General features: G+C 29.4%; 27 protein-coding genes. All 27 read right to left on the reverse strand.

Annotated features, from left to right (window positions below; translation table 11 throughout):
* Positions 1 to 215: 215 nt before the first annotated feature.
* Positions 216 to 1,025: a CPBP family intramembrane glutamic endopeptidase gene (locus tag KQI88_RS10750; protein WP_216417214.1), complete on the reverse strand. Its 810-nt coding sequence runs from the start codon at positions 1,023 to 1,025 to the stop codon at positions 216 to 218.
* 295 nt (positions 1,026 to 1,320) lie between these two features.
* The gene (locus KQI88_RS18105; protein WP_246579252.1) at positions 1,321 to 1,590 is read right to left on the reverse strand and encodes a hypothetical protein; all 270 of its coding nucleotides are present in this window, start codon (positions 1,588 to 1,590) and stop codon (positions 1,321 to 1,323) included.
* Between the two features lie 633 nt (positions 1,591 to 2,223).
* Positions 2,224 to 2,313, reverse strand: a complete 90-nt coding sequence (locus KQI88_RS18585) for a putative holin-like toxin (protein WP_249168592.1) — start codon at positions 2,311 to 2,313, stop codon at positions 2,224 to 2,226.
* A gap of 115 nt (positions 2,314 to 2,428) precedes the next feature.
* On the reverse strand, positions 2,429 to 3,127 hold the full coding sequence (locus KQI88_RS10760; RefSeq protein WP_216417216.1) for an SAF domain-containing protein: 699 nt from the start codon (positions 3,125 to 3,127) through the stop codon (positions 2,429 to 2,431).
* Positions 3,128 to 3,154: 27 nt separating this feature from the next.
* The gene (locus tag KQI88_RS10765; protein ID WP_216417218.1) at positions 3,155 to 3,670 is read right to left on the reverse strand and encodes a hypothetical protein; all 516 of its coding nucleotides are present in this window, start codon (positions 3,668 to 3,670) and stop codon (positions 3,155 to 3,157) included.
* A gap of 8 nt (positions 3,671 to 3,678) precedes the next feature.
* Positions 3,679 to 4,059 carry a hypothetical protein gene (locus tag KQI88_RS10770; protein ID WP_216417220.1) on the reverse strand — a complete coding sequence of 127 codons (381 nt, stop codon included), beginning with the start codon at positions 4,057 to 4,059 and terminating at the stop codon, positions 3,679 to 3,681.
* 34 nt (positions 4,060 to 4,093) lie between these two features.
* A complete protein-coding gene (locus tag KQI88_RS10775; RefSeq protein ID WP_216417222.1) occupies positions 4,094 to 4,315 on the reverse strand; it encodes a hypothetical protein in 222 nt (73 codons plus the stop codon).
* Between the two features lie 48 nt (positions 4,316 to 4,363).
* Positions 4,364 to 5,098, reverse strand: coding sequence for a hypothetical protein (locus KQI88_RS10780; protein WP_216417224.1), 735 nt, complete (start codon positions 5,096 to 5,098; stop codon positions 4,364 to 4,366).
* A 117-nt stretch (positions 5,099 to 5,215) separates the two neighbouring features.
* Positions 5,216 to 6,109 (reverse strand): hypothetical protein, encoded by an 894-nt coding sequence (locus KQI88_RS10785; protein WP_216417226.1) that lies wholly within the window; start codon positions 6,107 to 6,109, stop codon positions 5,216 to 5,218.
* Positions 6,054 to 7,400: an ATPase, T2SS/T4P/T4SS family gene (locus KQI88_RS10790; RefSeq protein WP_216417228.1), complete on the reverse strand. Its 1,347-nt coding sequence runs from the start codon at positions 7,398 to 7,400 to the stop codon at positions 6,054 to 6,056. The genes KQI88_RS10785 and KQI88_RS10790 overlap by 56 nt, the downstream gene beginning before the upstream one ends.
* Positions 7,400 to 8,665: an AAA family ATPase gene (locus KQI88_RS10795; protein WP_216417230.1), complete on the reverse strand. Its 1,266-nt coding sequence runs from the start codon at positions 8,663 to 8,665 to the stop codon at positions 7,400 to 7,402. Before KQI88_RS10795 ends, KQI88_RS10790 begins: the two co-directional genes overlap by 1 nt.
* Positions 8,649 to 8,987 (reverse strand): hypothetical protein, encoded by a 339-nt coding sequence (locus tag KQI88_RS10800; RefSeq protein WP_246579253.1) that lies wholly within the window; start codon positions 8,985 to 8,987, stop codon positions 8,649 to 8,651. The genes KQI88_RS10795 and KQI88_RS10800 overlap by 17 nt, the downstream gene beginning before the upstream one ends.
* A gap of 7 nt (positions 8,988 to 8,994) precedes the next feature.
* A complete protein-coding gene (locus tag KQI88_RS10805; RefSeq protein WP_216417232.1) occupies positions 8,995 to 9,207 on the reverse strand; it encodes a mercury transporter in 213 nt (70 codons plus the stop codon).
* Positions 9,208 to 9,216: 9 nt separating this feature from the next.
* Complete coding sequence (locus KQI88_RS10810) at positions 9,217 to 10,056, reverse strand: conjugal transfer protein TrbL family protein (protein ID WP_216417234.1); 840 nt, start codon at positions 10,054 to 10,056, stop codon at positions 9,217 to 9,219.
* Between the two features lie 77 nt (positions 10,057 to 10,133).
* The gene (locus tag KQI88_RS10815; protein ID WP_216417236.1) at positions 10,134 to 10,463 is read right to left on the reverse strand and encodes a hypothetical protein; all 330 of its coding nucleotides are present in this window, start codon (positions 10,461 to 10,463) and stop codon (positions 10,134 to 10,136) included.
* A 17-nt stretch (positions 10,464 to 10,480) separates the two neighbouring features.
* Positions 10,481 to 11,953: a VirD4-like conjugal transfer protein, CD1115 family gene (locus KQI88_RS10820; RefSeq protein WP_330656196.1), complete on the reverse strand. Its 1,473-nt coding sequence runs from the start codon at positions 11,951 to 11,953 to the stop codon at positions 10,481 to 10,483.
* Positions 11,946 to 12,416: a TRAG family protein gene (locus KQI88_RS10825; protein ID WP_216417238.1), complete on the reverse strand. Its 471-nt coding sequence runs from the start codon at positions 12,414 to 12,416 to the stop codon at positions 11,946 to 11,948. Before KQI88_RS10825 ends, KQI88_RS10820 begins: the two co-directional genes overlap by 8 nt.
* An 18-nt stretch (positions 12,417 to 12,434) precedes the next feature.
* Positions 12,435 to 12,632 carry a hypothetical protein gene (locus tag KQI88_RS10830; protein ID WP_216417240.1) on the reverse strand — a complete coding sequence of 66 codons (198 nt, stop codon included), beginning with the start codon at positions 12,630 to 12,632 and terminating at the stop codon, positions 12,435 to 12,437.
* A gap of 41 nt (positions 12,633 to 12,673) precedes the next feature.
* Complete coding sequence (locus KQI88_RS10835; RefSeq protein ID WP_216417242.1) at positions 12,674 to 12,859, reverse strand: aspartyl-phosphate phosphatase Spo0E family protein; 186 nt, start codon at positions 12,857 to 12,859, stop codon at positions 12,674 to 12,676.
* Positions 12,860 to 12,916: 57 nt separating this feature from the next.
* A complete protein-coding gene (locus tag KQI88_RS10840) occupies positions 12,917 to 14,341 on the reverse strand; it encodes a relaxase/mobilization nuclease domain-containing protein (RefSeq protein WP_216417244.1) in 1,425 nt (474 codons plus the stop codon).
* The gene (locus KQI88_RS10845; protein ID WP_216417866.1) at positions 14,290 to 14,619 is read right to left on the reverse strand and encodes a plasmid mobilization protein; all 330 of its coding nucleotides are present in this window, start codon (positions 14,617 to 14,619) and stop codon (positions 14,290 to 14,292) included. The genes KQI88_RS10840 and KQI88_RS10845 overlap by 52 nt, the downstream gene beginning before the upstream one ends.
* A gap of 389 nt (positions 14,620 to 15,008) precedes the next feature.
* Complete coding sequence (locus KQI88_RS10850) at positions 15,009 to 16,025, reverse strand: ArdC family protein (RefSeq protein ID WP_216417246.1); 1,017 nt, start codon at positions 16,023 to 16,025, stop codon at positions 15,009 to 15,011.
* A 287-nt stretch (positions 16,026 to 16,312) separates the two neighbouring features.
* Positions 16,313 to 17,293, reverse strand: coding sequence for a DUF3991 and toprim domain-containing protein (locus KQI88_RS10855; protein WP_216417247.1), 981 nt, complete (start codon positions 17,291 to 17,293; stop codon positions 16,313 to 16,315).
* Between the two features lie 59 nt (positions 17,294 to 17,352).
* The gene (locus KQI88_RS10860; RefSeq protein WP_216417249.1) at positions 17,353 to 17,670 is read right to left on the reverse strand and encodes a hypothetical protein; all 318 of its coding nucleotides are present in this window, start codon (positions 17,668 to 17,670) and stop codon (positions 17,353 to 17,355) included.
* 335 nt (positions 17,671 to 18,005) lie between these two features.
* Positions 18,006 to 18,983 (reverse strand): ParB/RepB/Spo0J family partition protein, encoded by a 978-nt coding sequence (locus tag KQI88_RS10865; RefSeq protein WP_246579255.1) that lies wholly within the window; start codon positions 18,981 to 18,983, stop codon positions 18,006 to 18,008.
* A complete protein-coding gene (locus KQI88_RS10870; RefSeq protein ID WP_216417251.1) occupies positions 18,976 to 19,773 on the reverse strand; it encodes a ParA family protein in 798 nt (265 codons plus the stop codon). Before KQI88_RS10870 ends, KQI88_RS10865 begins: the two co-directional genes overlap by 8 nt.
* Positions 19,774 to 20,239: 466 nt before the next feature.
* Positions 20,240 to 21,475: a HEPN/Toprim-associated domain-containing protein gene (locus KQI88_RS10875; protein ID WP_216417253.1), complete on the reverse strand. Its 1,236-nt coding sequence runs from the start codon at positions 21,473 to 21,475 to the stop codon at positions 20,240 to 20,242.
* Between the last annotated feature and the right edge of the window lie 108 nt (positions 21,476 to 21,583).

A 21,583-nucleotide genomic window follows, 5' to 3' on the forward strand; every position in this document is an offset into this window, starting at 1 on the left:
GCATTGTAGGGGCGACCTATAATCGCCAGATTATTAAATATTATTCTACTAATCTGATTTATCTAACAAGAAAATTATACCATATTTTCTATATTACTATAAATTCTTAATACCGTATTATTCAGTTTTCAAAGAACATTGTTCGTATTTTTAATCTTAATAATTACGTCGCATAATCCTCATCAGTTGCAGCTAATATTAATGATGTATCTTAATTAATCATCGCAAATTAGAACTGTCTCATTCCAATTGTGCTTTGGATAAATTAATTCTAATGCAATAGCTCCTAGCATATATGGTAATAAATTAAAAGCAAAAAACCTAAGAGCAAAAGCTCCGCTAACATGAAAGTGGTTATGAGCCAAATTTAATATTTGTGTTGCAGTCATGATCGCTGCATGGAATCCTATTGATGTCCAAACATTGCCTGATTTAGCTCTAAAATAACCTAACATTAAACCATAACTAGGAATAAAAAGGAGTTGATCCAAAGAGTATATAGCTCCTATAAAATAAGCAAACAATGAAAATATAAGTGATTGTATAAAGAGTGTTATCTTGTGTGGAAACAGTGAATTTAAATAACTGTAAATATATCCTCTTAATACAAGCTCTTCTGGAAATGCTTCTATAAAAAATACAGTTATAAATAAAATCAAGATACTCAACAACAGCTGATTTAAATCTGTTGTTATTACTTTTATTTCAACCCAACCAGTCATTAAACAGATAATCAGACCAATAGCCGCAGGAATAGCCCAAAGTATGATTCCAATAAAAAAAGAAATGATATTTGTCCGAAGGTCGTCTAGCCCGAGATATTTCCAAGAAATCTTATCAATTCTGCGCACAGTATCAATAAGAATCAAACATAAAATTGTAGTAGTTAAAGCAATAAAGAAATGAGCTGTATGATTATACTCGTCTCCTAAAAACTTACCATTTAGATATGAAATAAATCGCCATATTATAATTGATAATAGTAATACGGTCCCTATTCTCACCATTATTTTTCTTGTTTTCAATATCCCTTTCCTCCTCTGTTTAAGAATCGGTTTATTAATACCTTTGAATTTAAGCAATATAATAAAACTTAATTATAAGTATATATTGTGCTTATTTTTCTAATGCAGTTAAATGATATTTATTCAACTTTCTATTTTTAAAGTAAGTCATCAAAGAAGAATCCTTCTATTACCTTTATAAAAGTTATTCCATTATCACCTTTAATACTGTATGGTTTCCCATTAATATATATAGTTTTTTCATTCGAACTAATAACAAAAGAACTGCCATCTTTTAAATGGAATACTAATTCAATTAACAGCTCTTTTGTTCTGGTGTTCCGAGCTTGTAAGATAGAAAATTAGTAAAATTTATTGCATTCTCTATATCTTCGATTTCTGTAAATTTTCGTGTATTAGTGCCTAATTTAGTATTAGACATTTCAATATAATCAATATCTTCTACTTTGGGAACACCGAACAAAGGAATACCATTCATTGAAAAAAGCATAATAGGTATAATAATTACTGATATTATTATGGGAATAATATAATTTAAAAATTTATTATGTCTAATCTTTTTCATCAAACCACTCCTATTTATTCCTTTTGTTCTTTATATTATATACATAATCTCTGTTTTGCGTTTTCTATCTAAGCCAATTTGTCTGACAAAAAAATTATATCATACCTTATACATTCTTATAGCAAATTCTTGTAATTGCATATAAAAAATACCGAACAATTCACTTCTGAATAATACGGTATTTTAAATAGTTATTCGTTTTTATAGTTATTACATCTAATCCTTAAAACTTGGAATACAAGATCCCTTAATCAAAGGAATCTTATAAAGAGTCAGTCTAAAAAGAAATCTTCTTTAATCTCATCTTTTACATCCCATATCGACCATGCAGCTTCCAATAAATCACCTTCATTGCCTTTAAAATAAAAATACTTTGCCTCTTAACTTAGTGTCCAGTTTATTATACCATTTCCAAGCTGCTTAATTAAATTTTGTCTAACTTTTTGGGGTCAGATCATCAAAGCTGTTTGATAAAAAAGTTTAATTGTATAAGTAGAATTACACAATGTATATGTTTACTTTTAAAGTGTTTGTGGTATAATGTTAATAAGGTAATCGGATTTGCACAAATGTGATTGCCTTAAACAGCTAAATTAAACTATCTTATAATCACACTGCGGCCAGGCAGGGTGATTATTTTTTATCTCTATCTAAATAGGAGATAAGTGATATAACGAACATTCCAAACGCAATCATTAACGATATTGCTTGATATGTATCCATACCACACCACCTCCTTTCTTCCTATGTGAAATGAGGTGGCAACCACACCCTGCTTTTCCGATTACCTTGCCCATAGTTTATCATTAAAATGTCTTAATCTCAAGATTTAAAACTATTATAATTCTTCTTTATAATCTTTATCATTTCCCAGCATTATTTCATTCAAAGAATTATATTCCCAATCCTTTGGTGGCCTAGCAAGTTCAAATAATCCTTTCATTTTATAGCTTGCTATTTCTAACATTTCTTCTTCTGTTTCTACTGCCATTATAACTACTTTAGGAAGTCCTTCACTATTTGGATGAATAGTATTTCCTGTAGTATCTACTAGTCCTGTAATTTTTACTTTATTAATAGGGTACTTTTTATTTGTAATTGGATCTGCAAACAAAAGAGCATAATATTCATCTATTTTTATCTGTGATCCTAGAAAATCTGAAATCTCTTTTACTTCAATTCCTATCTCCCACATAGCTTCAACATCTTCCCTTACTTCTCCCCTTACTGTGGTTTTATTTATAAGTGCAAATTCATTCTTACTTACATCTACAATTAGTTCTCTATCTATTAACTCTTTTTTATTCCTAATTGCATCAATAGGAATCATAGAGATAGGTGTTTCTTTCATTTTTATATCAGAGTCCTTTATTATGATACCCCTCGTTAGATTATCAGCAAAATATGCAATACTCTCAGTTGGTTCTGGTTGAGAAGCTTTTTTCATCTGATTAAATGTATACATAGTTATTACAATAGCCAATATTAGGCATCCCGCACCTATTTGTAATAATCTTCGATTTAACTTTATTTTCATTTTCCTTCTTTCCTCCTTCTATACAAGCTATATAAATGAGTCTATATCTACAAATACAGTTTTCTTTGCATATACAAAACCTACACCCTTTACATCCATAGGTATTTGAACGGTTATTTGAATTGTGGTTCTTGTAATAAGTGTGCCATTACTTGCCGCTATAGGCAGATCATCAGGATTAAATACTCTAATCTCATCTATAATAACTGGATTAGATTTATTTGTAATATAACTATCATCTTTAGGAATATAGTTATCGTCTAGCTTTAAATTTTTACGAATATATTCTCTTACAATTTCCTCTGCCTTTACTTTATCTAGGTATATTTCTCTTGTTGCGGGATCATCTATTCCTTCCACTCTTTCGGATAACCTTTCTAAATCTAACTCTCCAAACCCTGCCCATCCAGCCCCTATTAATGAGTTCTCTACTCTATTTCCTAAGGCTATTACAAAATTAATCTCTATAAAAAATATGGTAAGTAAAAACATTAAGAGAATAATTATTGTGGCCAAAGCAATATAAATCCACGATTTCCCCATGTTAATACCTACCTCTCTAAAGTCATTACTCTAGTTTTATTTTCGTACACAACTTTCCTAGTATTTTCTTTCTTTTCAATATCCCCTGTAGTAGTTTTAAATGTATAATCAGCTTCTACTCTAAGTACTGCTTCACTGTTCCAGGATACCTTTGTAGGTGCTGATATATTAACATTTGTAAATCCTCTGTCTTCTAATTCTAATACTAAGCTGTTTCGGTTTAATGTATTTAATCCTCCCTCTGCCTGTATAATGGCAAGGTATCTATTACATACATTGTCAAACTTAAGTCTTTGAAAGAAGGGTAGGGAATACTCAATATTCCCTACTGCAAACATAAACAAGAAAATTATAACGAAGGTTAATATAACTAATTGTCCAGTAGACATTTTATTTCCCTCCTTACATTAATTAAGATATATACTAAGATGAAAACAAAGTAGATAATTTTCCTTCTACAAAGTTAGCAAAAAGCTCCCAAATATCAGCTATAAAGGTCCTAATTGGTGTATTTAAAAGTATTAGAGCAATTAATACAATAGCTGATACAACTATACCTGCAACAATACCATTTCCTTCCTCATTTTTTAGAACCTCTATCACTCTTCTGTTAATACCGTTTACTTTTAATCTAATTTTTTGCATATTAATTCCTCCCAATTTGTGTTGTTAAATTTTATTGAATAAAAAAATTTACCTAAACATTAGGTTTAAACTTCTCAGTACCTCTGCAAAAAGAGGTACTGTTAGAAGTAAAACATAACAGGTAAACAACATTAATGATGCTGCTATTAACTTTGTACGTTTGTATTGCCTCTTAATTTTTCTTCTAAGCCTTTTATTTCTCTTCATCATTTGAGATTGCGCTTTATGATTTTCTGAAACATTTCCTGTTTCCTGTCTTTGCTGCAGAATAAAACTAAAAGACTGCAGCTCTACAACATCAGAAACTTTCCTTAAATTCTCCAATGAAGCTTCCACAGACTTTTTAACCTTAGGTGCTGCTGCTAAATACTCCAAAGGTTCCTTTAATGGATCTTTAGCTATTTCAGCAGCATAGGTAAGTATAATATCTTCAGATGTACCTATTTTATTTTGAAAGTACATTACATCTTGAATATTACAAAGTTCCAATCTGATTTTATTTTTTCTGTCTTTAGCTTTTTTAAGTATTGCTGCATTTAGAACTCCTACAACAATTAACAGCGCTGGTATAAGACTTTTAGATGCTTCATCTAATCCTATTTTAAATCCACCATAAAAAATAATTAAAAAAACTAGTAGATGTAGAAAAATATAGCTCTCTGGATAGAGTATATAACCAGATTCTTTTAAATAATTATCTATATATCTATACAGCTTTCCTTCTGAATTTAACTTGATCTTTTTAAGCTTAATTTTTCTACTATTGTAATATTTTTTACTCATATTTTTACTATCTTTAAATCTTGTTTTAAAATAGAAAAACACTAATAACAGTCCAAAAGTTATTAGTGTTATAAAAATAATCATATTAAATTTTATTAGATCTATTTTTATCACCCCCTAGGCCTGTAATTTATCCATGGATTGAATGACTATATATATTGATATTATAATATCCAATGCAAAGACTATTTGTCCCCAAACGGGCTCTAATATTGAATATCTATAACTAGAGTTAATTAGAAAATATATTACTGTGAAGTTTAGAATAATCAGGAAATATAATCCCATATTTAAAATAGAGTCTTCTGTGCTTTCTTCATCTTCATCATCATTTTGCTCTGATATTTCTTCTATAAAAGCATCTATTAACCCTATAATATTTCCTCCATGAATATAACATATTTTAAGATTTTCAATAAAAAGCTTAAGCTCAGATATTTCTATCTTATCTTTTAAATTTTCTAAGCATTGAACAGGATTTATCTTATATTTATGTTCATGTATCATTATGTCTATGTAGCTCTTAAGTGGCTCTGATACATATTCCGAAGCTTTATTGAAACATTCAAATATATCCTTATTTTTATTTGCTATAAAAAAATTCTTTAATATTATAAGAAAATCTACAGAGCTTCTTTTAATCTTATAGGCAAAAACATCAGCTATAATTCTCAGTATTAAAAAAGGCATGGTACTTAAACCAAAGCCAAATATAAGAGCTACTATAATGTTTATATATTGATACATATATGTTGTTCCTAGAAAAAATAGCATAGAGCATATAAATAGATGGGACCATATAGAATAAGGTATATAGATTCTTATATTAGATTTTTGTATAAGCTTTTCAATATAATCTAACTTATCATCTAAATAACTATTTTTAATCTTTACTATATTTCTCTTAGTCCTCTTCCTAGCTTTTATATTTAAAACTCTTTTTATATCTATATTATTAATTATTAAAAGCAGCCCCATAAAGACTAGTAATATTATCAATATTATAAGCATCTAAATCACCTTCCTTTAAAAGGTTGCTTTGCATTAATTTAATAATTAAATCTTCCGATTCTACAAAGCCTGTTTTTATATGTTCACCTTGTATAAAAGTAGCCTCTCGATGTTTAATATTAAATTTCCATAAGTAATTATATTTATCTTTGCCTTCTGAGTTAATTTCGGCCATTTCAGCAACAGTAAAACTATCTAAATATACAATAATATTTACACTTTCATATAGTATATCCAGTAGCACTTCATCAGAAAGATTAGTTCCTGACATTTTCATGTTTATCATCATCTTTCTTAGAGCCTTTTTTGCCGAGCCAGCATGTGCTGTATTAAAGGTTTGATTTCCTGCAAAGGCTCCATTGAAGAATGTCATAGCCTCTCCTTCTCTGATTTCTCCATATACGTAAGCGTCTATACTCATTAAGAGCCCCATGTCTGAAATTTCTCTTATACCATATATCTGTCCATGTTCATTTCTCTTTACTAGAGTGTGTATAGCATTAGGATGCTTTAAGAAAAGTTCGGGATGCTCTTCCATGACGAGTATTCTAGTTTCTTTATTTAACTCTTCAAGTACTGCTCTCATTAATGTAGTTTTTCCTGCCCCTCCCTTACCTACAAACATAATATTGGCTCCTGCTTGAGCATATCTAACTAAATCTTCTGCTTGTTCTTCTGTAAGCATCCCTATATCTACTAACTCCTTAAGTGAATATGCATCATCTCTATGCTTTCTAAATACTATAGTTGGACTTAATGTAGTTACAGGAGATATACCACAGATGATCCTTAGCTTATTCTCTTTATCCTCAAACTTAACTAGTGCCTTATTCTCATTAATTTCACCTTTTAAATTTGCCTGTATGGTAGTTTGTATATATGAAAGTAGGTTTTCATTACTTCCAAAGCTAACATCTACTCTTTCCATCTTATTTCCACATTTGACCCAAACATTATCAGGACCATTTATATAAGCATTATTAAAATCTGGTAAATCAATATATTTTTGTATAATACCATAGCCTAGGATATGATCTATGACTTCCTTTACTAAATCTGGCCTATTTACCTCAGCTACCTTGTAATTTCTGTTAGCAATAATCTTTAGAACAAGCTTTTCAAGTACTGACTTAGGCGACTTTGAAAGTGTAATATCTGCAATGATATCTTTATGGTTTTTAACAACTTCATCAGCTATCCTAGAAATTACATCATATATAGATATAAAAACTTGTTCATTATTTTTATTTTGTTTCTGAACAGAGCGTTCTTCTATTCTATTTACAATCATTAATTTTCCTCCATTATCTCTAATCTTTTTCTCCTATTCCTATTAAAAAGTATATCTTTAAAGGATGACTCCTTTTCTGCATTTAAACCAATAGATTTTAGTATAGGTATATACTCATTCATTATTTTTTTATTACTAAAAGCATTTCCTGTTTTATAGACCTTGTATTCAGATACATATCCTATAACCGGGCCTTTTAAATTAGCTTCTATTTCTATAAATGTTAGATCCTCACCAGAATATCTATTAACTACAAATAAAAACTTTCTTATATCAAAATCATTGTATTTTTCAAAGAAAGCAATATATCTATTAGCTTCTTCAATGTCGAATATATTGCCTAAAATAGGTACTATTACCTTATCTGCTTTAATAAGAGCTTCATTTGTTGTATATATGTCATACCAGGAGTGAGTATCAATAATTACATAATCATATAAAAATTTAAGTTTTTCTATTACCTGATTAATATATACAGGAAATGCATTATCATTAGCTAAAGTATAGTATTCATTTATGTCATAAAATCCAGCTAATATATCTAAATTTTTCTGTTCCTTACTTGTTGTTAAAAAACCCTCTAGCTTTTCATTAGTCAGCGTATCTCTTTCTAAAGAGTTAAAAACATTTACTAATGTGTTATCAAAGCTTCTATTAAATATCTTCTTAAAGCTTGGTTTAAGTGGATTAAAATCTACTAAACAAACTCTACAGTTTTGTGTTTTAGCAATAGACATAGCTAAATGAGAAGCTATTACAGAAGATCCTTGACTAAGTGGTGAATATACAGCTATTACCTCTTTAAACATGCTCTTTACTACTTGAACCTGTCTATACTCTATCCTTGATTTTGAAAATACTTTAAAGTCAAATTCTGAAGGATATTTCTTAACATTTTTCTCAATCTTCTTTTTAGTAACTTCGCTAAATCTTATAAAACTAAATACATTTTCATTTATAAGTCTTGTAATAAGTTTTCTTTCCTTTGAACTTTCCATCTCTTCTAAAATGATTATAATTTTAATTCCCTTTTCTTTAGCTTTAGATGCTATCCTAACTAGGATATTCCCACTATCATCATCTAATAGCCTATTAAGTATTAATAAATCTGTACCTACAATATCCAAAACATCATAAATAATATTAATATTGTCCTCATAATCAATTATATTTATATTGGCTGAGTTAATAGCAGCTTCAACTTTAGTATCAATCTTTCCTATACTTAAAAGGACCTTGTATTTATCTTTATTTTTGCTTTTCAATCTCTTCCCCCCATTCAGGTAAATATTTATATGGATAGTACTTTTGATTCTTTGAAAATCTAATCATAAACTTAATCTGATCAAAAATAGATATGTTAGATTTGTCCTTTTGAGTTGCCATTACACTTGCTGTAACTGATGAAAGCATTATTACAACAAATATTAAAGTATTTTTAGTTATTAAAAATATAAAAGCATTAATTATCATTGCTATTAAGCATATAATTAACGCTCTAATCATTTCCTTCTTACCAAAGCCTGTGAAAATTTCATTTTCAACTTTAAGCCCCTGGGGTATATATAAACTTTTTTCTTCGCCCATATTTATATCAGCCTCCAAAATAATACATTGCAATATCTTTTATTTGAAAAATACTTTCTGCTAGAATGTAAAAGGTTATTGCATTTTTCATTCTTTTATTATAAACAGCAGCTTCTTCATCGTTTCCTATTTTTTTGAAGAAGCAAAACGCTACTCTAAAAATTACTCCCACTCTAGTAAGCCATATGAACAGCTGAGAAATCTCATCTAAAATATCCATTTCTACCTCCTATCGTTTAAATGCTATTTTTGTCATCTGCACCATTCTTGCGGCAGAATATACTCCATTCATACCTCCACCGCTACTAGAAGGTATTAAAAATTCTTGTAAGAACCTTGGTGTTTTAGCTGCTAAAAGTAAAGCTGCTATTCCAAAGTAGATATTATAATCTTGTATATGCCCGTTACGCATTAGTGCTAGACCTAGTTTGGCTAAGACTACTTGAATTAGTACAGTAAAAAACTCCTGAACGAGTTTTTGAATATATGTTTTAAAAGCACCTTTATCTGCATCCATAAGTCCTGTACATGCTAAAGGAATTCCAACTCTAAGCACAAATATTTCTAAACCTCTAACAATAAATTGAATATTTAGATACACAAATATAACCGTGAAAACTAAATATAGTATTGCTGGAAATATTCCTAAAGATGCTAAGTCATTTACTAGACTTAGCTGACTATTATCTATGTTTAGACCTATTGCCGTAATAACTTCCGTTGATAAATTCTCTATTATTTTCGCTACTGCTTCATAAATAACAGGAAATCCTATAGCGATGGTCATAGCTCTGAAGAAATTTGTAAGGAGTATTATAGGGTCTGCATCAGCATCTCCATCTACCCAGAGAATATATATATCAAATCCTTTCTTTAAAAATTTCAATACTATAAGAGATATTCCATAGCCAAAGAATATATCAAATAGAAAATTAAAGCTTTCAAATCCAATTCCAGCCATATGCTTTTCTGCATATAAAGCTAAGAAAACCATATTATCCAACCAAAAATTATACGCGAAAAATCCTGTAATAAAAGAAACTATCAGCCCTACAAATAGCACTGTCATATTATCACTTCCTTTTTTAAAAAGACAAAAGAAATTCAGATTTACAACTAAATTCTCATTTCTTTTGTCTATATGTTTTAAGCAAAGTATCCAATAATTAGATTAATCAAGGCAGAAGATACTACAACTCCTACAACAGAATATATGGCAGTATTGATTCTTTTCTGCCATGTTTTCTGATCCATTTCGTCTGCTCCACTTTTTCTAAGAAAGAAATACCCTATAAGTAATCCACCTACTATAGGTGCTAATAACATTAACAAAGAAGTAGCATCTTTAACTAGATTTTCAAATCCTTTAGCTATTTTACTGTTTTGTAGATTAATTGCAAATACAAAAGTATTTTGAAGTAAAATATAAAATATTATTGTAAGAATTGATATTGTTTTTTTATAAAATCTTTTCATAGATTAAATTCCTCCCTTTAATATTCGCCATATATGTGCCAAATGCCCCAAAGATCAATATCATTATCTATTGATTTAGCCTTTCTTGCCCTTTCTCTTCTTTCTCTCAATAACCTATTGTGCTCTTCATCTCCTAGACCTAACATTTTATTAAAATACCATTTACTTAGATCTGGAGCATGCATCATTGCTGGACGATTTCTTGACATTATTAATGAATATGGCCTAGAAATAAGCTTTACTTCATCATAAGTAAGTAAAGGTCTTGCAGTAAGATTTATACTATGTGAGCTGCTAGGTGTTGTATATTTTTGATGTGAAGCACTTTGAGAATAACTGCTTGTAGTATAGTTACCTAGCCTTTTAGATATTTCTTGTAATGTTTCATCATCATCAGTCTGTAGATATATCCAGTTCTCACAATTTCCTTTTATTGTTCTAGCTACTTCCTTTCCATACTTTTCTTCAAGCTGTGAAAAACCTTGTAAGAATAGATTAAAACGTATTCCTCTACCACCTCCAACAGTGAGTTTGCTTGAAAAGTCTGGTATCAAAGTAAAATTCCCGAATTCGTCTAATATAAAATTAATCCTATTTTCTAATCTTCCTCCTCTTGAATCTGCTGACTGTACAAGCTGCTCGTAATGCTGAGAAACTAATAAACTTGCTAAGCTGTAATATGTGGTCTTTTCATCAGGTAAAATTATAAATATAGCCATCTTCTTATTCCCTAAATCCTTTGGATTGTAAGTGCTTTTAGATGTCATAGTATTTATTAGTGGGTTTGTAAACAGCCTTAAGGTAGTTAATGCTGCTGTAAAGAAGCTACCTTTAGTTTTACTTGGTGCTACTTCTGATATAGCTAAAAGTCCTTTAGCAGGATGACTATCTTCTAATCCCTTTACATACTCTACTATAGGCATTGTTTTACCTACAGGCTTACACATTTCAGCTATAAAAAAATAAACGTTTGTCATATTCTGAAAACGTTTATTTTCCTTATCTTTATTATCATAAACTACACTCATAATGCTACTAGCTATAATAGAGGCTTCCCCATCACGCCATATTCTCTCACCTTTTGCCTCTCCTACTAAGGCAGCTGTAATATCCCAAGTAGCATCTATAGCACCAGCTATATCATTTTTATCTACCGAATCTATTACAGGCTGAAGGAAATTATATTCGTTACTTTTTAAAGGATTTTTAAAATCTATAGCAAAAACATCATATCCTAGTTTTCTTAAAAATGGCTCTGTGTAATTATATAATTCTCCCTTAGGATCACTTAGTATCATACTTTCTCCAGCAAGCCCTAAAGTACATATAGTAGGAATTACTATAGTTCTCGTTTTTCCACAACGGGTAGATCCTATAGTAATACTGTGAACATCATCTTCTATAGTATATATTTTTTCTTTTTTACCTAAATCTGTTTTTCCAATTACAATTCCTCCCTTTTGTAAAAAGCAGTTACCATCATTAATCACTTGTCTTCTTACCTCCTTCTGATGTATTAATGTACTTCTTATTTTCTTCCATAAGTGATTGAATAAATTTATCATTTTTAATTAATACATAGCTTTTAAATACCTGGTCCTTTTCTTTTTCTGTTAACCATCTAGCTGAACCATGCTGATTTTGTCCTGCTACTGCCGGTGTATATATCATAGGAGTTACTTTAATAAGTTTACTTTGATATGCTTTATCATTAGAAAAATAAAAGCCTATGCTAGCTAAAAAGCTAAGTGCTATAAAATATAAAAAGAGCTTTAAATGCTGCCTACTAGACATAAAGCTCTCTACACAATCTTTTAGTTTTGGAATACTTAAATTAGTAGTTTCTCCTGATAGCAACTTATGAAGTAATGTCGAGAAAAATATGCTAGAAACAATTCCAATTATAAGTATTAATATGGACATTATGAGTCTGGTTCTTTTTTGTTTATTCATATAAAAAGCTTCTCCTTTCTACGCTTTTCTTACTTCATAATAATTAGTTTCTATATCTACTTTTAAAAAACATTCCCTAAATCCATTTTCATTTTCAAATACGTAAAAACGTTCATAAGTTTCAATAAGTATGCCACAGAATTTTATATCATTACTTCTAGATTCTTTTCTTCTTACTACATATCTTTTACCTTTTGTTAATCTATTGGTCTTCACCAATTTATCAATATAAAAACAATTTATATCATCACCTTCTTTTACGATTTTTCTTTTGATGATTTGTACTTTTCTAGCCTTCTTCTACTTTCTAAAGCTATTAAACCATCTAGCTCCTGACTTAATGCTACTACCTCATTACTAGTAAGGCTTTCGGAATTTGAAATCGCTGAATTCAGCTTCTCTTTTAAATCCTGTATTTTTTCATGGATCTCTATATTAATCACCTCCTACAAAAAAAACAAAAAGACCTAAATAATTTAGCTCTTTAAATTAATTGATATTTATCTTTCCCAATCCAAGCCTTCGCCTTTTTCTTTCTCTTTAATTTTCTCCTTAAGTGCTTGGCCTTCTAAATAAGACCTCGGATAATCTTTATGTCCTTCACTAGGGTTGCTTTCAAGCATCTTTACAGTCTGTAATACTATTTCTTCTCTTTCGTCAAATTGTTTTTGTAAAGTAGAGTTATTAGTTATTTTTTCATACTGCTTATTAAGAGCAAATCTTTTTTCCATTGCCTCTTTGGTAAAGTTTTCAGGTGGATATAAACTGAGATTACTACATGGTCTTCCATTTGAAGTAGTAAATGTAATATTATTATCATCATTATCCCACTTAACCTGATATCCTAACTCACTCATGTTTTTAATAAATTCTTCTTTGCTTCTTGAATACTTAAGTACATTTCTAGCTGCAAGTTGAAGTTCGTGCTTCCAGCTCCTACCCTCTTCCCTTGCTTTGCGTTCTCCAATAGTTTCTGATTTAGTGTTAGCTCTTCGTTTTTTATTAGAAACACTATACTTAAGTCCATATTCTTCACAAAGTTTATCTGAATATGATATTAGCTCTTTCGCTTCTTTTATGCTCTGTTGCCACTTCACCCCAGTTTCATAATTAACAGTATTCAATATAAAATGAGTATGAAGATGATCCTTGTCTGTATGAGTCGCGACTAATATTTCAAACTCTTTAAATCTTTCTTGCTCTATAAGCTTAAGAGATATTTCATGAGCTAATTCTGGACTTATATCTTCATAAGGATGAAATGAGTGTATAAAATGTATAAATTGTCTTCCTTTCTCCTTATTGAACATCTTTTTAGTAACCATCATTTCATCAAAGGCAGATTCTGGACTACAGTTTATACCCGTTATTAATTTTGCTGATGTTTTACCATCTTTAGTAATATAATTTATTGCTCTATTTCCTTTATCTTCAGATATCAATTTTTCTACAAATGTCATTTCCTTGTCTAATTCACTCATATGTTCTTTTTTAATCCTGGCTGTGTTTATTTTTATTCCTTTTTCAAAGTTAGATTTATTAAGACTAAATATATTCTCTAATGCCTCTTTAGTGAAATTTTGGGCAGGATATAGCTTATTGTTTCTACGTACATGCCCATCAGGGGTAGTAAATGTTATATACTTACGATTATCCTCCCATTTAACCTGATACCCTAAATCGCTCATATTTTTAATAAACTCTTCTTTGCTTTTAGATATATCCTTATTTTTTTTAACTGCAGCAAATAGATTATATTGCCAATTTCTATCTTTATTATTTTGATTCATATTATCTTCATCTTTTACATTTAAATTTTCAAATGTAAATACTTCTGTTTTATTTTCATCAACAATATAATCTATTGCTCTTACTAGCCCCTGGACTTTTTTATTTGATCCGTTAATAAATTTAACAATTCCCATATTTCTTCCACCTTTTTTTGCGTCATTGATATGTCTGGACAAGTAATTTTACCTTGATGGCAAAGAATATTTAATTGATTAAGATTTCTTCCTATTCCTTTTAACTCCTTAGAAAAGTCTTTAAAATCCTCTATTATATTTATGTTTTTATTTAAAGAGCTGTATCTTAAATACTCGCTTAATCTCATATTTGCTTTTTTAGATTTATTCAGGATTTTTAAGTGTTCTTTTTCAGATACTCTAAAACTTATTTTTATTGTTTTATTTTCAATAACCATCACCTGCTTTTGAAACCTTTTTAAATATAGTACATGGAGTTTTCCAATTAAGTCTTCCAATACATTTTCCGTTATTGTTTATAAATCTTCTACACTCTCTACATTCTAAATTTATTTTCAATAAATCTGTTTCTATTATTTTTATAACCTCCTTTTTGTTTCCTTTAGAGGGTTCGGGATACTTCCCGAATATTTATAAAGCAACAGGCCAGTACCTGTTGCGAGCTATTTGACGAGCGAAGTCCGACAAATAGGAATCCTGCCTTCTCTAAAAGAGAAGTATTGGGTTATTGAAAAAGAAATAAAAAAACGTGTTTAAAAACACATTATTGTACATTTCTATCACTCCAATTCTCATAATATTTTCAGGATTATTGAAAAAATAGAAACTACATTTCTAGTTCTTCTTCATCCTCTATTGTTACTTCTTCTTGATTATGTTCAACTATCTCCGTTACTTTTACTTCCATACTTTCACTTTGTGTTCTTAAGTAAGTTTTTTCATTCATTAATTCTGCCTTATATTCCATATAGTTTGCAGTTTTCTCTGCTTCACGAATAGCTTTGATTAATGTATTAGGTTTTTCATTAATTGCTTGAATCCAGCTTTGCACATATGCCTTGTGATTATTAATATGTTCATCACTTTGTTCAGCATGTAAATTCACACTCATAAAACAGGAGCTGATTTCTGCAATTAGTTCTTCATAGGCGTAATCACTTGAACCGAACATATTGCTGATATTACGATTCAAACGGTGTACTGCTCCTGTTGAATGGGCCAATTCATGTAATGCTGTAGAATTATAAGCATAATCTGTCTTAAAATATTCGGGTTTTGGTAAATGTATCTTATCTTCCCTATGTCTATAAAAGGCCCTATCATTTCCGTCATTTAAAATTTCAACACCCATGTTCTTCGACAGTCGTTCAATAATTTCATCAGGCTTAATATCATTGGTTTCAAGGGGTGGCGATGGCGGTATCCCTGTAATATCTTTTCCATTAAAAACTACATAGTATTTTGCTGTAAAGCTTATGTTTTCCATGACTTCAGGATTGTTTTTAGCAGCATTAAACTCTTCCCATGTTAATGCCTTTTTATTTTTAAAGTCATATGGTAGCCAATACTCTACCTGTTCACCCTTTGAACCTCTATTTAGTTTCCATCCTTTATCTTTAATTTGTTTGAATGTACACCATCTTGGATCACTATAGCCTTTTTCTAGTGAAATAAAGCTTAGCCAAAATTTATTGATACCTTTGTATTTTTTATTGTTTGTGGCATTGACTGGAATCATGGATTGTCCTTTCCATTCCTTTTTCCAATCCAACTGTTTTTCTTCTAAAGATTTTACAAATGTATCTGCTAATTTTTGACGGTACTTCTTTACTTTTTTATTCAAATTTTAGTCCTCCTTTTCATTTTCTTTCATTTCATTTTCTTTCATTTCATCTTCCAAAATTGTTTCTGTGTCAATAAATATAATGATAGTTTCATTCGCCTTTTCTCTATTTTGTGTCAATCGGTGACACCTCCATTTCTAGTACTATTATTTTTCTAGCCTTCTATAAAAAGAAGTTTTGGATTATTGAAAAAGAAAATAAGAAAACACCTTGAATCCTAGTTACTGATACAAAGTGTTTTATTGAATAATGCATATTAGGTTTTGAAAGATATTGAGTAAAAAAGCTAAATTTCTAACTCCTCTTCCTCACTATCTTTATTATGTGCTAAATTTTCTTTTTGAATATTCATTACCTCATATAGTTTTTTTAAATCTTCATTATAATCTTTTTCATTAGGATACTCTATATTAACTATGTATTTATCTTTATATTTTTCCTTTAATCTATTAGCTGCCACATATCCATCACTATCATTATCAAGACATAGATTTATTTCTTTTATATTAGGTTTTTCTATTAAGTATCTTTCTAATGCTTTATCAGATAGTCCTCCCAAAGACACTAAATGATCATTAAACTTAAAACCATTACCTGAATTAATTCTTTTAAGAGTCAAATAGCTCATAAGATCTATAGGTGATTCAAAAACATATACTTTGGAACTATTTTTATTACCTTCTATACAAAAATTATAAGCTTTATCAGAGTTCTTTACATCACCTCTAAATCTTTCTATATTTGTATTAGTACCTCGTATACTTGCATATCTAGCTTCTCCTTTGTTGTCATAACCTACAAATACACAATTTTTATATTTATCTTCATATATTTTTTTATTCTTAATTAATCTATAAACTATATCTTTATCTATTTTTCTTGTTTGTATAAGATAAGCCATCATATGCTTATATGTATTATTTTTTTCAGGAAGAATTAATTTTCCTTTAGGTTCTTCTCTTTTAACTGTCTTCTGATAATTAAAGGCATTAATAGAAGTAACACCAATAAGCTGTTTTACTGCTTCTACCCAAGACTTATTCTCTGTGAACATTACAAACTGTATTGGTCCTCCACCTTTATTTTGACAAAAACAATTCCATTTATTTGTCACTGGATTTATATGTAGACCTCCATAGCCTTCTATTTTATATGAATTTGTACCTACTTTTTTAACATCAAATGATTGTTTTGCATACTCAAGTATATTTACATTATTAGCAAATTGTATTTGTTCCTCTGTAAATCTGCGTCTTTCATATGCCATAATCTTACCTCCTGTAAAAATTAAAAGACAAGCTAAAATTCTAGCTCCTCTTCATATTTTTATAACTCTAATTCTTCATCATTTTCATTTTCTAACGTATGTTTTGACTCTATCCTTTGTTTTAAAAATAATAGAGATTCAAGTTCTTTCACTTTATTACTATTTTTAGATACAAGAATATCATCCCAATTTAATTCTCCGTATCCTTTTTCCACAGCTCTGTAAATAGCTCCATTTTTTACAAAGCATTCTTCACCCCTCTTGCCCCTGTCACCATATCCAAACACCTCTATTAATTTATTTATTGCATCCTCTGGAGAGATTTCAATATCAACTCCATTTAACTTCACATTAGCTTTTATAAGCAATGATTTCATACTTTTCACCTCCTTCAATAATTAAAATTTTTATAAAAAAAGCGGGTAAATAAACTACATTTACCTGCTCAAGTGGGAGCTATTTAAACCTCTAAAATTTTCTTAATAATAAATTTCTATTCTAATATTTAATATAAAAATTATCGCCTTCGTATTTTTACAATAAAAAAGCAGATAGCTAAAATATCACTATCTACGCTTATTGCCTTATATAATTTTAAATTTATTCTAATTCCACATCATTATCAAAACTATTCGCAATTTTTAGCACTGAAATGCATTTTTCAAGTTCTTCTTCAACATATTTTAGACCATACATTATTCATTATCAATTTTTAATTTTGAGAAAAATAAATTTCTAATGCATTTTCTATAATTTCCTCAATCTCTTTCTGTGTTTGATTTTCTTTAAAATATCTACTAACCAGTTTAGGTTTTAATTTAAAAGACTTTATCTTTTTAGGCTTATCAAAATACCCACCTGATAAAACTTCATTAGCTTTGTCATAACTAAAATTCCTACTTTGTGAAAATGATTTTAATATCTCTGCCTTCTTTATATCTACCTTAGATTTATTCTTTTTCAATATCCCTTCTATAATTTCTTGTTCATCTTCTTTTAAGAAAGCTATCTCTACTCCTGCCATAAATGGAATTTCATTAGTGTCTATCCTGTCTTTCAATTCGCCTATTAAAGTGTCTATCTTTAAATATCTGGCAATCGTTCTTCCAGAAAGATCATAATTTTGACTTAGCTTTGTATCTGTCCTACCTTGCGTGCCAAGTTGGCACGCATCATTATTATCATTGAAATTTACAGCATTAGAAAGGTTTTGAAGCTCATCTATTAAATCTGTTCTTTTACCCTGCTGCTTTATTGAATTATAGTGTTCTACTAGTACTCTTGCCCTTTCAGAGTGAGATAAATCTGCGAAGGATCTTTGTATTAAGTTAGTTTCTGTAACTATAAGCATAGCTTCTTCATCTGTTAATCCTTCTTTAATTACTGCCGGTATTTTTTCTAATCCTACTATTTTTGCAGCATTAGCTCTATTGTGCCCTGAAAGTATTTCATACTTATCTTCTTGTATCGGTATTGGTCTAACTATAATTGGAGTTATTACTCCATACTCTTTAATACTTTCTACCATATCCTCTAAGCGTTGTCCTTCATATAGCTTAAATGGATGATTTCTAAAAGGTATAAGTTTATATAAATATATTTCCTTAATTCCTTCATCTGAGCTTCCTAGTATGCAATCTTCATCAGAAAACAAGTCATTTATATTTATAATCTTTTTCTTCTCAATCATTTAAAATCAGCTCCTTAGCGAATCTTTGATATGCTTCTGAAACCTTATTCTTAGGATCATATTCTATTATGCTTTTCCTGTTTAAAATTGCCTCTCCAGCCTTAACAGAGACTGGTATTTTACTATCAAATATTTTCATATCTAAATTAAATTTATCCTTTATGTAATCCGCACTTTCATTTACAGTTTTTATCATTTCCTTAGATAAATTAGTCCTCTCATTTAACATGGTCATTAAAATACCTTCAATTTTGATGGTAGGATTTATCCTCTTCTTAGTCTTTTTTATTGTAGCTGTTAAATCCCCTAAGCCTTTAGCTGATAAAAACTCAGGGGTTACTGGAATAATTATACTATCACAAGCTGCTAGAGCATTAATTGTAAGGGTTCCCAATGAAGGTGAACAATCTATTAATATATAATCATAATCTTCCTTTATAAACTCTATAGCTGATTTTAGTATTTGCTCTTTACACATAACATTTACTAAGGTCATTTCAATACCTGCTAGTTGTAGATTAGCAGGTATTAGGTGAAGATTTTCATTAACTTGTATAATGCAATCTTTTTCTATTTCTTTCTCTTCTATAGCATCTGACATGATAGTTTGAATACCTGGCTTATTGTCAGCTTTATATCCTAAAGAAACAGTTAAACTTCCTTGTGGGTCAAAATCTATAAGTAATACCTTGCTACCCATCTGTGCTAAAGCATAACCTAAATTTAAGGTTGTTGTAGTTTTTCCTACTCCACCTTTTTGATTTACTATTGCAGTTACTTTATTTCCCACTTTAATTTTTCCTCCTTTTTATAATCTGTATTTTTATAAATAAAAAAGAACAAACATATCTCTATGCTTGTTCGTAGTAATTAGTTGTTATCAAATTTATTATTTGCTATTACTATATTGAAATTAACTTTTCTAATTCTATCTAATGAATCTATATTTGACAATGTGTATACTCTCTAATCTCTTCTATAACGTTCTACTAATTCCTGATGTGGCATTTCTTGACTATTTTAGAAACTACCTATTGGTTGATAAATATAATTTTGTTCTCTGCTTGCTTTATTTATTTTTACTATGCAAAACCTTGAAACAGCAGCTCCTACTAGCAATGCTTTTCTCTGCTCTAATGGTGCTAAAAAATCACCATAGCTTATTCTTATTACTGATTAAAGTCGCTAGTCACCAAGGCCAGAGGCCAACAGAACGTCGGCCCCTCATATATTAAATGCCCAAAATATTTCTCTACTTACTGGAATGCATTAAAAATCATTTGTAATAATTTTTCCATTGCACTCCAATCATGATCTTCCGCTGGTAGTGACTTATTTTTTATTTGATCTATAACATGAAGAAATTTTTGTTGGACTTGATCCTTATTTGTTATTTCTCCTTGATATTTATTAATTCTGTCTATATATCCTTTCCATATTACAGGTACTAATTTCCCATCTTCATCACATAAAACATTCTTACCTAAAAAAAGCTCAATACTACAAGCCAAACCATTAATATTTGCATTTTGATTATTAAACGGACCAATTGTAGGGTAATCATTTGCTATTTCAATATCTGGCAATGTCAAGATCTTAATATTAGATGGAATTTCCATTTTTTCAAAATTTAAAATTTCATTATGAGCTGCAGCATCATTATCAAATAGAGCTATTATCTGGCTACTAATTCCTGCGCCAATAAAAGCTTTAATATAATGGGTTAAAAAGTTAGTACTGCCTTGAGCTTTAGATATATCAAAATCCATAAAATAATAAAAATGATACAAATGCGGATACATTATCTCTAATGATTTTGATATAATTTTCGAATCACTTTTCCCTTCAGTCATAATTATAATCTTGGTATCATAAAAACTTTCGATCTCATGGTCTGAGTCGTACCACCCTCCATCAACTAAACCAGTATAATCTAAAATAATTTCTGCTTCATCAGATATGCTCTCAAGTATTATTCTAATTGTAAACCACGGATCCATCTCATACGGCATTCCAAAATACGATTCATCATCATATTCTAATGATCTTAAAATGATATATCTGTCAATATCTTCAATCTTGCTTGTATTTTTCAAACTTCGTCTAATTCTTTCATAATTAATTCCGTTTTGTACTAAATCATTTGCGACATCAATAACAGTCTTTGACCATGTTTCATAAGAAAATTTCTTATACGCTTCTTCATAATTATCTTCATAATCTAATTCCAATTTGAATTCTAATTGGCATTTATATTCATCAAAACGTGTCTTAGAATTTTTTAATGTGTATCCTAAAATATCTAAACATTGTTTTGCTTTCTTAACACTAGTTTTGTACATATACCGGAAGTATTCTTCCCCATCATCATAATAGTCTTTTTCAATAACCTTATCGTTTTTATTGAATATAATCAACAAATAGTCTGCTAGACAATTCTTGCTTAGTAACAAATCATACTTTCCAACTGTCAATGTAGCATATGAACCCATGGCACCCTCCAATATGATAATTATTTAGTATTATTAAAGCTAAATATATCTCGAACACGTATTCAGTCACACAATGTGGCGGCCACTCACGCGCATTTTATATAAAGT

Origin of the sequence: Alkaliphilus flagellatus, assembly GCF_018919215.1 — a bacterium.
Lineage (GTDB): Bacteria > Bacillota > Clostridia > Peptostreptococcales > Natronincolaceae > Alkaliphilus_B > Alkaliphilus_B flagellatus.

Bases quoted from the DNA above. Each gene is read 5' to 3' on its own strand.
- KQI88_RS18105 (WP_246579252.1), bottom strand. From the start codon at position 1,590: ATGAAAAAGATTAGACATAATAAATTTTTAAATTATATTATTCCCATA.
- KQI88_RS18585 (WP_249168592.1), bottom strand. From the start codon at position 2,313: ATGGATACATATCAAGCAATATCGTTAATGATTGCGTTTGGAATGTTC.
- KQI88_RS10760 (WP_216417216.1), bottom strand. From the start codon at position 3,127: ATGAAAATAAAGTTAAATCGAAGATTATTACAAATAGGTGCGGGATGC.
- KQI88_RS10765 (WP_216417218.1), bottom strand. From the start codon at position 3,670: ATGGGGAAATCGTGGATTTATATTGCTTTGGCCACAATAATTATTCTC.
- KQI88_RS10770 (WP_216417220.1), bottom strand. From the start codon at position 4,059: ATGTCTACTGGACAATTAGTTATATTAACCTTCGTTATAATTTTCTTG.
- KQI88_RS10775 (WP_216417222.1), bottom strand. From the start codon at position 4,315: ATGCAAAAAATTAGATTAAAAGTAAACGGTATTAACAGAAGAGTGATA.
- KQI88_RS10780 (WP_216417224.1), bottom strand. From the start codon at position 5,098: ATGAGTAAAAAATATTACAATAGTAGAAAAATTAAGCTTAAAAAGATC.
- KQI88_RS10785 (WP_216417226.1), bottom strand. From the start codon at position 6,109: ATGCTTATAATATTGATAATATTACTAGTCTTTATGGGGCTGCTTTTA.
- KQI88_RS10790 (WP_216417228.1), bottom strand. From the start codon at position 7,400: ATGATTGTAAATAGAATAGAAGAACGCTCTGTTCAGAAACAAAATAAA.
- KQI88_RS10800 (WP_246579253.1), bottom strand. From the start codon at position 8,987: ATGGGCGAAGAAAAAAGTTTATATATACCCCAGGGGCTTAAAGTTGAA.
- KQI88_RS10805 (WP_216417232.1), bottom strand. From the start codon at position 9,207: ATGGATATTTTAGATGAGATTTCTCAGCTGTTCATATGGCTTACTAGA.
- KQI88_RS10810 (WP_216417234.1), bottom strand. From the start codon at position 10,056: ATGACAGTGCTATTTGTAGGGCTGATAGTTTCTTTTATTACAGGATTT.
- KQI88_RS10815 (WP_216417236.1), bottom strand. From the start codon at position 10,463: ATGAAAAGATTTTATAAAAAAACAATATCAATTCTTACAATAATATTT.
- KQI88_RS10825 (WP_216417238.1), bottom strand. From the start codon at position 12,416: ATGAATAAACAAAAAAGAACCAGACTCATAATGTCCATATTAATACTT.
- KQI88_RS10840 (WP_216417244.1), bottom strand. From the start codon at position 14,341: ATGGGAATTGTTAAATTTATTAACGGATCAAATAAAAAAGTCCAGGGG.
- KQI88_RS10845 (WP_216417866.1), bottom strand. From the start codon at position 14,619: ATGGTTATTGAAAATAAAACAATAAAAATAAGTTTTAGAGTATCTGAA.
- KQI88_RS10855 (WP_216417247.1), bottom strand. From the start codon at position 17,293: ATGGCATATGAAAGACGCAGATTTACAGAGGAACAAATACAATTTGCT.
- KQI88_RS10860 (WP_216417249.1), bottom strand. From the start codon at position 17,670: ATGAAATCATTGCTTATAAAAGCTAATGTGAAGTTAAATGGAGTTGAT.
- KQI88_RS10865 (WP_246579255.1), bottom strand. From the start codon at position 18,983: ATGATTGAGAAGAAAAAGATTATAAATATAAATGACTTGTTTTCTGAT.
- KQI88_RS10875 (WP_216417253.1), bottom strand. From the start codon at position 21,475: ATGGGTTCATATGCTACATTGACAGTTGGAAAGTATGATTTGTTACTA.